This window comes from Pseudomonas sp. R4-34-07, assembly GCF_003852375.1.
In the GTDB taxonomy this organism is placed as follows: Bacteria; Pseudomonadota; Gammaproteobacteria; order Pseudomonadales; family Pseudomonadaceae; genus Aquipseudomonas.
Window position 1 is genome coordinate 4,157,619 of sequence record NZ_CP027760.1, and the last position, 13,185, is coordinate 4,170,803.

The window sequence follows — 13,185 nt, forward strand, 5'->3', positions numbered from 1 at the left end:
GGCTGAAGATCAGGCAGGGCGGGGGTTTGCGGGTGAACCGCAAGATTCCGAGCGTGGGGTGAGAGTCGAAAAAACGGCGGACTACTGCCGCTAACGGCAAGCCTCGGTCTTGTAGGCGACGCAAATCAAACTGTGGGAGGGGGCTTGCTCCCGATGGCGGTGGGTCAGTTCATCAATCTGTGGCTGACACACCGCTATCGGGGGCAAGCCCCCTCCCACATTTTAACCGCAGGATGTCAGCAGGTTATTTGCCGGCCTTGAGGATTTCGTAATCGCGCAGTTTGTTGGCGATAGTGGTGTGGGACACGTCCAGGCGCTTGCCCAGCTGCCGGCTGCTCGGATGCTCGGCATACAGCGCTTCGAGCACGGCCTTTTCAAACCGCCCGACGATGGCGTCCAACCCGCCTTCCAGCGAGAAATCACCAAGCGGCTGGCGCACGCCGTAATCCGGCAAGCGAATATGCTCAAGCTTGACCGTCCCGCCCTCGCACAGCGAAACCGCCTGGAACAGCACGTTTTCCAGCTGCCGCACATTGCCCGGCCAGTGATAGTGGCTGAGTTTGTCCATCGCGGCAGGCGCCAGCTTGGGCAGTGGGCAACCGATCTGCCGACTGGCTTGATCGAGGAAGTGCTCGACCAATGGCCCGAGGCCGTCCAGGCATTCGCGCAAGGGCGGGATATGCAGCGACAGTACGTTCAAGCGGTGATACAGGTCCTGGCGAAATTCGCCACGGGCGCACAGTTCGGACAAATCGACCTGGGTCGCGCAGATCACCCGCACGTCGAGGTACACCTCTTCATCACTGCCGACGCGACGAAAGCACCCGTCCTGCAGAAAGCGCAGCAGTTTTACCTGCAGGCGTGCACTCATTTCCCCCACTCCATCGAGAAACAACGTACCGCCCGCGGTCAGTTCCAGCAGCCCGAGCTTGCCTTCGGCCCGTGCGCCTTCGAACGCGCCGGGGCCGTAGCCAAACAGCTCGGTCTCGGCCATCGACTCAGGCAAGCCCGCACAGTTGAGCGCCATCAATGGCGACTGGCCGCGCGGGCTGGCGAGGTGACAGGCACGGGCCAGCAGTTCCTTGCCGGTTCCGGTTTCGCCTTCTATTAATAGAGGTGCATCCAGCGGCGCCATGCGCCGGGCTTCGCGCACCACGGCGGCCATCACCTTGGAACTCTGGAAGATGCTGTCGAAGCCGCGCAGTTCCTGCTTGCGCACATTGTAGATACGCTCGCCAACCCGGTCGGCGCGGTGCAGCGTCAACACCGCGCCGGCCATGGCTTCGCTGTCATCGTGTTCGGAAGATTGCAGCGGCGCGATATCCGCCAGGAACACATCGCCCTTGACCTTGACCCGCAGCCCGTTGATCCGCGACTTGCTGGCGCGCACCAGTTCCGGCAAGTCGAAGTCTTCGGCGTAGCGCGACAGGGGAATGCCCGGCACTTCATCCACCCGCACGCCGAGCAACTGCGCCGCCGCACGGTTGGCCGCAACGATGGAGCCGCCCATGTCGATGGACAGCACCGGAAACTCCAGGGCGCCCAGCAGCGCATTGAGTTCCATGTGCCGACGCTCGCTGGGCATCAGCCCTACCCTTTTCACGCCGAATACCCCGGCGATCGCCTCAAACTGCGGGCGCAACGCCTGGAACTGCATGTTCACCAGGTTTGGGCAGAACAAGTAGATGGCATTGCCATGCTCGCCGCCGACCTCGCCCTTGGCGACGTTCACGCCGTACTCCACCAACAGGTTGAGGATGTCCCGCAGGATGCCGATGCGGTTCTGGCAATGCACTTTGATACGCATGAAAAGGCCCGAAAAGTGGGTAGGCGCCGCGTCTTTTTGCCGCTGGGCGCAGATAGTCGTCAAGATTATGTGACAGCTCGGGCGCTTTTCCCAGCCCAAGGCAACGACGAGCGCCGCATCCGTAACGAATAGTTTACGAAATTCGGTAATTTTTCCTACTCAAAGGCCTTTGAAGCCGCTGAAAACCTGCGCTGCGCGGGTTATCAATAGACACACAGCAGGACATAACAAGAACGAATGCCTAGCAGGAGAGCCGTATGAAGCAGACGCACTACGTGGCCCGCGAGCCCGATGCGCAAGGTTTTATCCACTACCCGCCGGAAGAACACGCGGTGTGGAACACCCTGATCACACGCCAGTTGAAAGTGATCGAGGGCCGTGCCTGCCAGGAATACCTGGACGGCATCGACAAGCTTGGCCTGCCCCTGGATCGCATCCCACAGTTGGGCGAGATCAACAAAGTGCTGGCCGACACCACCGGCTGGCAAGTCGCCCGCGTGCCGGCGCTGATCCCTTTCCAGACCTTCTTCGAATTGCTCGCCAGCAAGCAGTTTCCGGTGGCGACCTTCATTCGTACCCGTGAGGAACTGGACTACCTGCAAGAGCCGGATATTTTCCACGAGATCTTTGGTCATTGCCCGCTGCTGACCAACCCCTGGTTCGCCGAATTCACCCACACCTACGGCAAGCTCGGCCTGGCGGCCACCAAGGAGCAACGGGTGTACCTGGCGCGCCTGTATTGGATGACCATCGAGTTTGGCTTGGTGGATACCCCAGAAGGCCGGCGCATCTACGGTGGCGGTATTCTGTCATCGCCCAAGGAAAGCGTGTATTGCCTGTCGGACGAGCCCGAACACCAGGCCTTCGACCCGCTGGAGGCGATGCGCACGCCGTATCGCATCGACATCCTGCAGCCGCTGTACTTCGTGCTGCCCGAGCTCAAGCGCCTGTTCGACGTGGCGCAGGAAGACATCATGGGCATGGTCGAGCGCGGTATGCAGTTGGGCCTGCATGCGCCGAAGTTTCCACCAAAGCCCAAAGCCGCGTGACACTTACATTTCGAGGCTAGGTGAGTCTGTTCCCTGGCCGCGCGTTGCTTTAGGGTAACGCCCACTGATCTTCAATCATTCGAATTCAGGACACCCCACATGACCACCTTGAACCAAGCCCATTGCGAAGCCTGCCGTGCCGACGCCCCGCAAGTCAGCGATGAAGAACTGCCGGTGCTGATCAAACAGATCCCGGACTGGAACATCGAAGTGCGCGACGGCGTGATGCAATTGGAAAAGGTTTTCCTGTTCAAGAACTTCAAGTTCGCCCTGGCCTTCACTAACGCCGTGGGTGAAATCTCCGAAGCCGAAGGCCATCACCCTGGCCTGCTCACCGAATGGGGCAAAGTCACCGTGACCTGGTGGAGCCACTCCATCAAGGGCCTGCACCGCAACGACTTCATCATGGCCGCGCGCACCGATGAAGTGGCCAACAGCGCCGAGGGCCGCAAGTAATGCATTTCGACGCGATTGGCCGCGTGCCCGGCGACCCGATCCTCGGGCTGATGGACCTGTATGCCCAGGATGCCAACCCGAACAAATTCGACCTCGGCGTGGGCGTCTATAAGGACGACCAAGGCCTGACGCCGATTCCGCACTCGGTAAAACTCGCCGAGCAACGCCTGGTCGATAGGCAAACCACCAAGACCTACATCGGCGGTCACGGCGATGCAGCGTTCGGCGCACTGATCAGCGAGCTGGTGCTGGGCGCCGATTCGGCGCTGCTGCGTGAACAGCGTGCCGGCGCTACCCAGACGCCAGGCGGCACCGGGGCCCTGCGCCTGAGCGCCGACTTTATCGCCCACAGCCTGCCCGGCCGTGGCGTGTGGCTGAGCGACCCGACCTGGCCGATCCATGAAACCATTTTCGCCAAAGCCGGGCTGAAGGTCAGTCACTACCCTTATGTGGGCAGCGACAATCGCCTGGATGTGGCGGCGATGCTTGCCACCCTGTCCAGCGTGCCAGAGGGCGACGTGGTCTTGCTGCACGCCTGCTGCCATAACCCGACCGGCTTCGACCTGTCCCAGGATGACTGGCGCCAGGTGCTGCAGATTGTGCGCGAACGCCAATTGCTGCCGCTGATCGACTTCGCCTACCAAGGCTTCGGCGATGGCCTGGAGCAGGACGCCTGGGCGGTGCGCCTGTTCGCCGCCGAGCTGCCGGAAGTGTTGATCACCAGTTCGTGCTCGAAGAACTTTGGTTTGTACCGCGACCGCGTTGGCGCATTGATCGTGTGCGCGGCCGATGCGCAAAAGCTCACGGATGTGCGCAGTCAACTGGCCAATATCGCGCGCAATTTGTGGTCGACACCGCCGGACCATGGTGCCGCCGTGGTCGCGACCATCCTCGGCGATGCCGCGCTGAAACAGCAGTGGAGCGATGAAGTGGAGGCCATGCGTTCGCGCATTGCGCAGTTGCGCGCCGGGCTGGTGGACGCGCTGGCGCCCCACGGCTTGGCCGAGCGGTATGCGCATATCGGGACGCAGCGTGGGATGTTTTCCTATACCGGGTTGAGTGCCGAACAGGTCCAGCAACTGCGTGAAAAGCACAGTGTATATATGGTCAGTACGGGACGGGCCAACGTGGCGGGGGTGGATGCCACGCGCTTGACGCTGCTGGCCCAAGCCATCGCCGACGTCTCCAACTGAATAAACCGGGAACTAAATGTGGGAGGCCCCACTACCTCTTCGACGTAGCGCTGTCGCGCAGCAAACTGGGGGCGCCTACAAATATTCTTGGCGCTGAGGTGATCGTTCCCGCGCTCTGCGTGGGAATGCCTCCTGGGACGCTCCGCGTCCCGCCAAGCGCTGCAAGTTTCGGCGATTGCGCACAGGTGACGCGGAGCGTCACGGGCTGCAATCCCACGCAGGAGCGTGGGAACGATCTTTGAATGTGAAATTTCAGTTTTTAACTGAAAAATTAATCCTTTAAAATCAGCGAGTTATTTTAAGTTTGATAAGAGGGGGCTTGCCCCCGATGGCGGTGGATCAGCTAGAGATAAGCTGGCTGACATTCCGCTATCGGGAGCAAGCCCCCTCCCACATTTTGACCGAGTCAGGACCTTCAGCTCGTGACCATCTCGGCCTTCAACTGCGCGTCCCTGGCCTGGGCATCCGCCAGCCGATACAACTCGATATGCCCATCCCAGTGCTCGATCAACGCCGTGCACGACTCCACCCAATCGCCGCAATTGAGGTAATCCACCTCCCCCACCTTGCGGATTTCGGCATGGTGAATATGCCCGCACACCACCCCGTGCAGCTCACGCTTGGTCACTTCGTGGGCGATGGCCTCTTCGAAATCGCTGATAAAACTCACGGCGGTTTTCACCTTGTGTTTCAAGTACGCCGACAGCGACCAATACCCGTAGCCATAGCGCGCTCGCCAGTGATTGAGCCAGCGGTTCAGGGTGAGAGTGAATTCGTAGGCCGAGTCGCCCAGGAAGGCGAGCCAGCGGTGATAACGGGTGATCACATCGAACTGATCGCCATGGATCACCAGCAGATGGCGACCGTCGGCGGTCACGTGCACGGCCTCGTCCACCAGTTGGATATTGCCCAGGATCAGCTTGGAATAGCGTCTTAGAAACTCGTCATGGTTGCCGGTGACGTAGATCACCTCGGTGCCGCGTTTGGCCATGGTCAGCAGGCGGCGAATGACGTTGGTGTGGGCTTGCGGCCAATACATGCCGCCACGCATTTTCCAGCCATCGATAATGTCGCCGACCAGATACACCTTGTCGGCGTGGTAGCCCTTGAGAAAGTGCGACAAGTGCTCAGCCTGGCAATCCCGAGTGCCCAGATGCACATCGGAAATCCACAGGGTACGCACCCGTTGCTTGCGGCTGGGCTTGGCGAATTCGGCACGGGTCATGGGTGTCCCTCGACGCTGTTTTCGCGAGCTTGCGCCCTGGCAGTGAATAGCCCATGACAGCTGTGCTTCAGTCTGATGACAACGCTTGGCCGCCCTTAAGCGATGTAGACTGGGGACTTGCCGCCCAGGAGAGCGCAATGAGCCCCAGTCTTACGCTTCGCCAGTACACCGATGCCCCCATCGCCCATAGCCATGACCATGCACAATTAGTGTTCGGCCTGTCCGGGCGCCTGGATTTCGAAGTGGATGGCTGCGGTAACCAAGTGCAGGAAAGCAGCGTGATGATCCTGCCCTTTGCCGCTCACCACGCCTGCGGCAGCCGCGAGGGTAGCCGCTGCCTGGTGCTGGATGTGCCAACCGAGCATTGGCTGTTGCAAACATTGGGTGACCACGCCGATGCCAGTCGCCGCCTGCTCGACCGGCCGGCCCGACTGGCGCTGGATTCGCGACAGCACCAGTTAGTGCAATGGCTGGCTGGCAGCCCGATACATGATCCAGTGATCGCCCAGCAAGGCGCGTTGCTGCTGCTCGCCAGCCTCAATCATCCGCAGGCGATGCCCCCACCGGGGCGGCGCCTGCCTTATGCCGCGTTCAACGCGCATATCGAACGCCACGCCGCTCACCCGCTGAGTGTCGCGGACCTGGCACGGATTGCCTGCCTGTCGGTTGCGCGTTTGCACGCGCGCTTCATGGTCGAATGCGGGCAGACCCCCATGGATTACGTGCGCAACCAGCGCTTGCAAATGGCATTGACCCTACTGCGCGAGACGCCGCTGCCCGTTGGTGAGATCGCCGCACGCGTGGGGTACCGCTCGCAAAGTGCCTTCGCTGCAGCCATGTTGCGCGAGTTTGGCGCCTCGCCGGGCACAATGCGGCGAACGTCATAGGAAGAGTTTCGCGCTAAAAATCGCGAGCCGCACGACAGACACCCCTTTCGCCAAACCTCTAGACTGGTTGTCACTTCCGTTGGTAGGCATCGCAATGACTCCCCGCTCAGCCCTCGGCGCCCTGCATATCGGCGCATTGATGTTTGGCCTCACCGGTGTATTCGGCAAACTGGCGGCCGCCTCACCGTCCATCATCGTATTCGGGCGGGCCGCATTTGCGGTGATTGCCCTGGCGGTCTTCGCGCGCTTTGCCAGCAATGCGCCCTGGAAAAACCTGCAGATGCGCGACTGGCGCCGCCTGCTGGTCAGCGGCGTGCTGCTTGCCGCGCACTGGGTGACATTCTTCATCGCGGTCAAGGTCGCCGGGGTGGCGGTGGCAACGCTGGGGTTTGCCGCCTTCCCGGCCTTCACGGTGATCCTTGAAGGGCTGATCTTCCGCGAGCGGATTCGCGCCAATGAAATGGTGCTGGTAGCGCTGGTCAGCATCGGCCTGGTTCTGGTGACCCCGGACTTCAACCTGGCCAGCGACGCCACGGGCGGCTTGCTCTGGGGCATCGCGTCGGGGCTGCTGTTCGCCTTGTTGTCATTGAACAACCGCGCCAGCTCCGGACGCATTCCGGCGGTACAGGCCGCGTTGTGCCAGAACGTGGTGGTCGCAGTCTGCCTGCTGCCCGTGGCGGCACCGGGGCTTGCGGACGTGCGTGCGCTGGACTGGCTGTGGATCGGCCTGCTGGGCGTGTTCTGTACCGGCCTGGCCCATAGCCTGTTTGTCGCCAGCCTCGCGGTGATCAAGGCGCGCACCGCGTCGGTGGTGTTTGCCATGGAACCGGTCTATGGCATCACCGTGGCCTGGCTACTGTTCGCCGAGACGCCCACCCTGCGCATGCTGCTGGGCGGCGCGCTGATTATCGTCGCCATCGTGCTTTCCGGCCTGATGGGCAGCGCCAGCCAGGCCAAGCCGCCGGCTGCGGCCTGACGTCACGGCGTACGGTCGTTATGCCCAAGGTCGCGCTGCGGGTCGATCTGATCGCGCACGCGCTGCTTGAGCACCTTGGCCTCCGGGAAGCCGCCATCGGCCTTGCGCTCCCAGATCTGTACGTTGTCGCAGGTGATGCGAAACGCGCCGCCGGTGGAGGGCGCCAGGGACACCTTGGCTAAATCCTCGGCAAACGTACTCAACAATTCCTGGGCCAGCCAGGCGGCACGCAACAGCCACTGGCACTGGGTGCAATAGGTGATGACGATCTCGGGTTTGCTTGCGGACATAACGTGAAAGGCTCCTGCGTGACGGCGTCAGTGGATCGCATGGCTATAATACCGGCCTTTATCGCCCAGCCTCGAGATTCATGATGCGCCGCCTGTTGTCCTGCCTGTTCCTCTGCCTGCTCCCCCTTCTCGCCGACGCCGTTGAAAGCCCGCGCCCGAAAATCGGCCTGGTGCTGTCGGGCGGCGCCGCCCGTGGCCTGGCCCATATCGGTGTGCTCAAGGCATTGGAAGAACAGGGCATCCAGGTTGACGCGATTGCCGGCACCAGCATGGGCGCGGTGATTGGCGGGCTGTACGCCTCGGGTTACAAGATCGACGAGCTGGAGAAGCTCGCCCTGAATATCGACTGGCAACAGGCATTGTCCGATGCACCGCCCCGGGAAGACGTGCCGTTCAGGCGCAAGCAGGATGACCGCGATTTCCTGGTCAAACAGAAACTCAGCTTTCGCGACGACGGCAGCCTCGGCCTGCCGCTGGGCGTGATCCAGGGCCAGAACCTGGCATTGCTGCTGGAAAGCATGTTCGCCCACAGCAGCAACACGCGTAACTTCGACAAGCTGCCGATTCCGTTCCGGGCTGTGGCCACCGACATCACCACCGGCGAAAAAGTAGTGTTCAGCAAGGGCCACCTGCCCCAGGTGATACGCGCCAGCATGTCGATCCCCGCCGTGTTCGCTCCGGTAGAGCTGGACGGGCGCCTGCTGGTGGACGGCGGCATGACCGACAACATTCCCCTGGACGTGGCGCGGGAAATGGGCGTCGACATCGCCATCGTGGTGGACATCGGCACACCGCTACGCTCACGCAAGCAATTGGCGACCGTGGTCGATGTGCTCAACCAGTCCATCACCTTGATGACCCGGCGCAATTCCGAGGAACAACTCAAGGCCTTGCACCCCAGGGACGTGTTGATCCAACCGTCCCTGGCAGCCTACGGCGTGACGGATTTCGGCCGCGCCAAGGACATGATCGATGCCGGCTACCGCGCCACGCGTGCCCTCGACCTGCGCCTGGCGCACCTGCGGCCCGCCGAACCGATAGACCCGCAATTGACCGCCGCGCGCACGCCCGGCGAACGCACCCCGATCATCACTGCGATCAAGGTGGAAAACGACTCCAAAGTCAGCGACGACGTGATCCGCTATTACATCCGCCAGGAGCTGGGCGAACCGCTCAACCTCGGCCGCCTGCAATCGGACATGGGCACGCTGTACGGCCTCGACTACTTCGAACAGGTGCAATACCGCGTGGTGAAAAAAGCCAAGGACAATACCCTGGTCATCAGCGCACGCGGCAAGCGCAGCGGCACCGACTACCTGCGCCTGGGTTTGAACCTGTCGGATGACATGCGCGGCGACAGCGCCTTCAACCTTGGCGCCAGCTACCGGATGAACGGTATCAACCGCCTCGGCGCCGAATGGCTGACGCGGGTGCAGATCGGTGATCGCCAGGAGCTGTACAGCGAATTCTACCAACCCATGGACACAGGCTCGCGCTACTTCGTCGCGCCCTACATCCGTGCCCAGGCGCAGAACGTCGAGCTGATCATGGACAACGACCCCATCTCGGAATATCGGCTGGAGCGCTACGGTTTCGGCTTGAACGTCGGGCGCCAGATCGGCAACAGCGGCGAGATTCGCTTTGGCGTGGGCGAAGCCTGGGGCAAGGCGGACGTGCGTATCGGCGACCGCGACCTGCCGAGCGTGAGTTTCAGTGAGGGCTTCTATGAGCTGAAATACTCATTCGACTCTTTCGATAACGTGTACTTCCCGCACACCGGCGAAGACATCGCCCTGGCTTACCGAGAGTTCGAGCCGGGGCTGGGTTCCGACCAGCGCTACCGCCAGTGGGAGTTCAAGCTGGACAAAGCCATGAGTCACGGCCCCGACACGTTGATCCTGGGCGGACGCTACGGACGCACCCTGGATAAATCCGACGTGGTGATCTCCAGCTTCCTGTTGGGTGGCGCACGGCAATTGTCAGGCTTTCGCGAGGACGCGATCTCGGGCCAGAACGTCAGCCTGATGCGCGCGGTGTACTACCGCCGGCTGACACCGCGCTCGTACCTGCCGCTGGATTTCCCGTTGTACCTGGGAGCCTCGGTGGAACGGGGTCGGGCGTGGAACAACGACAACCAGTTCGACAGCGGGTATATCAACGCGGCGAGTGTTTTCCTGGGCTTCGATACACCGCTGGGCCCGCTGAATTTCAGCTATGGATTCAATGATGACAACCAGAAAGCGGTGTATCTGAACCTGGGCCAGACTTTCTGACACAACGCAGAATAAAAAATGTGGGAGGGGGCTTGCTCCCGATGGCGGTGTGTCAGTCAATGAATACCTGACTGACACTCTACCATCGGGGGCAAGCCCTAATGCCAGTCAGTTAAGGACGAACACTGTACCTGTGGCGAGGGAGCTTGCTCCCGCTGGGCCGCGAAGCGGCCCCAAAAATGGGACTGCTGCGCAGTCCAGCGGGAGCAAGCTCCCTCGCCACAGGTTACTTTTTACCCTTTCTACTTCTTAACTGACTGGCATTAGGGCAAGCCCCCTCCCACACTTTGATCGTCGTTGTGTCAGGAATCAGGACTTTTCCAGATTCGCCAAAATGTGCCCGTGCACGCGCATGCATACGCGCAAATCCTCTTCGTCCACCCCAACAAACAGCTCATGGCGCAACGCCGTGGCAATGGTCTCGATCTGGTCGATGAGGGGCCGAGCGGTATCACACAACAGGATACGTTTGGCGCGACGGTCTTCCACTACTGCCTGGCGTTGAACCAGGCCTTGGCCTTCCAGGCTGTCGAGCAGACGCGCCAGGGTCGGGCCTTCTACCCCGACACTTTGTGCCAGTTCACGCTGAGTCGGTGCTTCGGTAAAACGGGCCAGGTGCAGCAGTACCAGCCATCGCGCCTGGGACAAGCCCAGCCCCGCCAGACGGCGGTCCAGCTCGGCGCGCCAACCTCGGGACATTTGCGCCAACTGCATGCCAAATCGGTGTTGATCGGTTAACGGCATAAAAAACTCATGTTTTAGACTGAAAACAAAGTGTGGCTAATTATTAGTCAGCTAAGCATGAGCCATGCCAGTAGGCAAGGCCCCGTATGTACTGATTCGTTACATTGTCGTAATTGGCACACTAAATTTCGAATTCAGACTGCAAAGCGGCGCGTACGCAGTACAAAACGCCCTCGGGAACACGCCCGGTAAACAACGGCGCGATTTCCGCGACAGGTGGCAATTCGCCTTCCCCGTCGAGAAATGCATCCTGGATTTCACCGAGCAAATCTTCAGGCAAATCAAGAGCCTGCTCCAACGACAATTGCTGCTTGCCGATGGCTTCGGCCAGCAACGTATACACGTTCTTTTCCGAGCATTGCAGCTGGCCGGCGATCTGGATCGGGGTCATGCCGGCGCGAGCAAGGCTGATCAGCTCGTGGCGAATATCGGCGATTTCCTTCGGTGCTTCGACCTGGCCGCCGAGTACTTCGAGGAATGCCTGGCCATAACGCTCCAGCTTGCGCGCTCCCACACCGCTGACCCTGGCCATCTCGGCCATGGTGGTGGGCTGCTCGCGAAGCATCTCCAGCAATGTGGAGTCAGGGAAGATGACATACGGCGGCACGCTGTGTTCCTGCGCCAGTTTGCGCCGCAGGGTACGCAAGGCTTCCCACTGTTCGCGCTCTTCGCCACGCACCAGCTGGCTGGCCTGGCTGGTGCTGCTCTTGGCGGTGGTCTGCGGCTTGAGGTCGCGGCGCAGCTCCAGGCTGACTTCGCCCTTGAGCAAAGGCCGGCAACTGTCGTTCAAGCGCAGGCCGCCGTAGCCTTCGATATCGATGTCGACCAGCCCGCGCGCGACCATCTGGCGGAACAGCGAGCGCCATTCGCCTTCGGCGCGGGCCTTGCCGACGCCGTAGACCGAGAGTTTCTCGTGGCCGAAGCTGCGGATTTTTTCGTTGTCTTTGCCCAGCAACACATCCACCAGATGGCCCACGCCATAGCGCTGGCCGGTGCGGTAGATCGTCGACAATGCCTGGCGCGCCGGCTCGGTGGCGTCCCAGGTCTGCACACCGTCGATGCAGTTGTCGCAGTGGCCGCACGGTTGCGGCATGTCTTCGTCGAAATACGCCAGCAGCGTCTGGCGGCGGCAGCGGGTCTCTTCGCACAGCGAGAGCATGGCGTCGAGTTTGTGCTGCTCCAGGCGCTTGTGGCGCTCATCGCCTTCGGAGTTCTGCAGCATCTGCTTGAGCATCACCACATCTTGCAGGCCGTAGACCATCCAGGCATCCGCCGGCAGGCCGTCACGGCCGGCGCGGCCGGTTTCCTGGTAGTAGGCCTCGAGGGACTTGGGCAGGTCCATGTGCGCCACGAAACGCACGTTGGACTTGTCGATCCCCATGCCGAAGGCGATGGTCGCCACCATGATCAGGCCTTCCTCGTTGAGGAAGCGCTTCTGGTGTGCCGAGCGCGTTTCATTGGGCAAACCGGCGTGATAAGGCAGCGCCGGGTAGCCTTGTTCACAGAGGAACGCGGCGACTTCATCGACCTTCTTGCGTGACAGGCAATAGACGATACCCGCGTCGCTGCGCCGTTCCGAGAGGAAGGCCAGCAGCTGCTTGCGCGGCTGCTCCTTGGGCACGATGCGGTAGAAAATATTCGGCCGGTCGAAGCTCGACAGGAAGCGCTCGGCGTTCTGCAAATGCAGGCGCTCGACGATCTCTTCGCGGGTACGCTTGTCGGCGGTGGCGGTCAGGGCGATACGCGGCACATCAGGGAACAGCTCCGCCAGTTGGCCCAGCTGCAGGTACTCGCGGCGGAAATCGTGGCCCCACTGCGATACGCAGTGAGCTTCGTCGATGGCGAACAGGGCAATTTCCAGGCTCTGCAGGAATGCCAGCATGCGCGGCTGCACCAGCCGCTCCGGTGCCAGGTAGAGCATCTTCACTTCGCCGCGCTTGATCCGCGCCGCCAGGTCGCGCTGCTGCTCGGCACTCAGGGTGGAGTTCAAGGCAGCGGCGGCGACACCGAGTTCTTCCAGGGTGGCGACCTGATCGTCCATCAATGCGATCAGCGGGGACACCACCACGGCCAGGCCATTGCGCAACAGCGCCGGCACCTGGAAGCACAACGATTTGCCGCCACCGGTCGGCATCAGGACCAGGGCATCGCCGCCATTGGCCACGCGCTCAATGATCGCACCCTGGCGGCCACGAAAACTGTCGTAGCCGAAGATGTCCTTGAGGACGCGTTGAGCCTGCTCGAGCATGTAAAACTCCAAAATGGTGCGCAAATCCCTCTGTACA

Annotated in this window: 11 protein-coding genes; 6 read left to right on the forward strand and 5 right to left on the reverse strand. The window is 61.5% G+C overall.

What is annotated here, in order from left to right; translation table 11 throughout:
* Nucleotides 1-244 precede the first annotated feature (244 nt).
* Nucleotides 245-1,807 (reverse strand): sigma-54-dependent transcriptional regulator, encoded by a 1,563-nt coding sequence (locus C4J85_RS19080; protein ID WP_124363797.1) that lies wholly within the window; start codon nt 1,805-1,807, stop codon nt 245-247.
* Between the two features lie 257 nt (nt 1,808-2,064).
* On the opposite strand from C4J85_RS19080, the gene phhA reads away from it, so the two are divergent.
* The 3 genes from phhA (at nt 2,065) to C4J85_RS19095 (ending at nt 4,505) form a co-directional block, all read left to right on the forward strand.
* A complete protein-coding gene (gene phhA, locus C4J85_RS19085; RefSeq protein ID WP_124371427.1) occupies nt 2,065-2,856 on the forward strand; it encodes a phenylalanine 4-monooxygenase in 792 nt (263 codons plus the stop codon).
* A gap of 99 nt (nt 2,857-2,955) precedes the next feature.
* The gene (locus C4J85_RS19090) at nt 2,956-3,312 is read left to right on the forward strand and encodes a 4a-hydroxytetrahydrobiopterin dehydratase (protein ID WP_124363799.1); all 357 of its coding nucleotides are present in this window, start codon (nt 2,956-2,958) and stop codon (nt 3,310-3,312) included.
* Entirely contained in the window at nt 3,312-4,505 is a 1,194-nt protein-coding gene (locus C4J85_RS19095; RefSeq protein WP_124410481.1) for an amino acid aminotransferase, read from the forward strand. The genes C4J85_RS19090 and C4J85_RS19095 overlap by 1 nt, the downstream gene beginning before the upstream one ends.
* A gap of 415 nt (nt 4,506-4,920) precedes the next feature.
* Here the strand turns inward: C4J85_RS19095 and C4J85_RS19100 are convergent, their stop codons facing one another.
* A complete protein-coding gene (locus tag C4J85_RS19100; protein WP_124363801.1) occupies nt 4,921-5,730 on the reverse strand; it encodes a UDP-2,3-diacylglucosamine diphosphatase in 810 nt (269 codons plus the stop codon).
* A 137-nt stretch (nt 5,731-5,867) separates the two neighbouring features.
* Here C4J85_RS19100 and C4J85_RS19105 point away from each other — a divergent pair, with 137 nt between their 5' ends.
* Both C4J85_RS19105 and C4J85_RS19110 read left to right on the forward strand, forming a co-directional pair.
* Complete coding sequence (locus C4J85_RS19105; RefSeq protein ID WP_124410482.1) at nt 5,868-6,617, forward strand: AraC family transcriptional regulator; 750 nt, start codon at nt 5,868-5,870, stop codon at nt 6,615-6,617.
* A 94-nt stretch (nt 6,618-6,711) separates the two neighbouring features.
* On the forward strand, nt 6,712-7,593 hold the full coding sequence (locus tag C4J85_RS19110; protein WP_124363803.1) for a DMT family transporter: 882 nt from the start codon (nt 6,712-6,714) through the stop codon (nt 7,591-7,593).
* Between the two features lie 2 nt (nt 7,594-7,595).
* Here the strand turns inward: C4J85_RS19110 and C4J85_RS19115 are convergent, their stop codons facing one another.
* Nucleotides 7,596-7,883 carry a SelT/SelW/SelH family protein gene (locus tag C4J85_RS19115; protein ID WP_124363804.1) on the reverse strand — a complete coding sequence of 96 codons (288 nt, stop codon included), beginning with the start codon at nt 7,881-7,883 and terminating at the stop codon, nt 7,596-7,598.
* An 83-nt stretch (nt 7,884-7,966) separates the two neighbouring features.
* On the opposite strand from C4J85_RS19115, the gene C4J85_RS19120 reads away from it, so the two are divergent.
* Complete coding sequence (locus tag C4J85_RS19120; protein ID WP_124369004.1) at nt 7,967-10,156, forward strand: patatin-like phospholipase family protein; 2,190 nt, start codon at nt 7,967-7,969, stop codon at nt 10,154-10,156.
* A 309-nt stretch (nt 10,157-10,465) separates the two neighbouring features.
* On the opposite strand, the gene C4J85_RS19130 is transcribed toward C4J85_RS19120, so the two are convergent.
* Complete coding sequence (locus tag C4J85_RS19130) at nt 10,466-10,900, reverse strand: MarR family transcriptional regulator (RefSeq protein ID WP_065884521.1); 435 nt, start codon at nt 10,898-10,900, stop codon at nt 10,466-10,468.
* A gap of 121 nt (nt 10,901-11,021) precedes the next feature.
* On the reverse strand, nt 11,022-13,148 hold the full coding sequence (gene recQ, locus C4J85_RS19135; protein ID WP_124363805.1) for a DNA helicase RecQ: 2,127 nt from the start codon (nt 13,146-13,148) through the stop codon (nt 11,022-11,024).
* Nucleotides 13,149-13,185: the final 37 nt, after the last annotated feature.

What these genes read in the sequence shown, in the direction of transcription:
- C4J85_RS19080 (WP_124363797.1), bottom strand. Translation starts at nt 1,807, where the DNA reads ATGCGTATCAAAGTGCATTGCCAGAACCGCATCGGCATCCTGCGGGAC.
- phhA (WP_124371427.1), top strand. Translation starts at nt 2,065, where the DNA reads ATGAAGCAGACGCACTACGTGGCCCGCGAGCCCGATGCGCAAGGTTTT.
- C4J85_RS19090 (WP_124363799.1), top strand. Translation starts at nt 2,956, where the DNA reads ATGACCACCTTGAACCAAGCCCATTGCGAAGCCTGCCGTGCCGACGCC.
- C4J85_RS19095 (WP_124410481.1), top strand. Translation starts at nt 3,312, where the DNA reads ATGCATTTCGACGCGATTGGCCGCGTGCCCGGCGACCCGATCCTCGGG.
- C4J85_RS19100 (WP_124363801.1), bottom strand. Translation starts at nt 5,730, where the DNA reads ATGACCCGTGCCGAATTCGCCAAGCCCAGCCGCAAGCAACGGGTGCGT.
- C4J85_RS19105 (WP_124410482.1), top strand. Translation starts at nt 5,868, where the DNA reads ATGAGCCCCAGTCTTACGCTTCGCCAGTACACCGATGCCCCCATCGCC.
- C4J85_RS19110 (WP_124363803.1), top strand. Translation starts at nt 6,712, where the DNA reads ATGACTCCCCGCTCAGCCCTCGGCGCCCTGCATATCGGCGCATTGATG.
- C4J85_RS19115 (WP_124363804.1), bottom strand. Translation starts at nt 7,883, where the DNA reads ATGTCCGCAAGCAAACCCGAGATCGTCATCACCTATTGCACCCAGTGC.
- C4J85_RS19120 (WP_124369004.1), top strand. Translation starts at nt 7,967, where the DNA reads ATGCGCCGCCTGTTGTCCTGCCTGTTCCTCTGCCTGCTCCCCCTTCTC.
- C4J85_RS19130 (WP_065884521.1), bottom strand. Translation starts at nt 10,900, where the DNA reads ATGCCGTTAACCGATCAACACCGATTTGGCATGCAGTTGGCGCAAATG.
- recQ (WP_124363805.1), bottom strand. Translation starts at nt 13,148, where the DNA reads ATGCTCGAGCAGGCTCAACGCGTCCTCAAGGACATCTTCGGCTACGAC.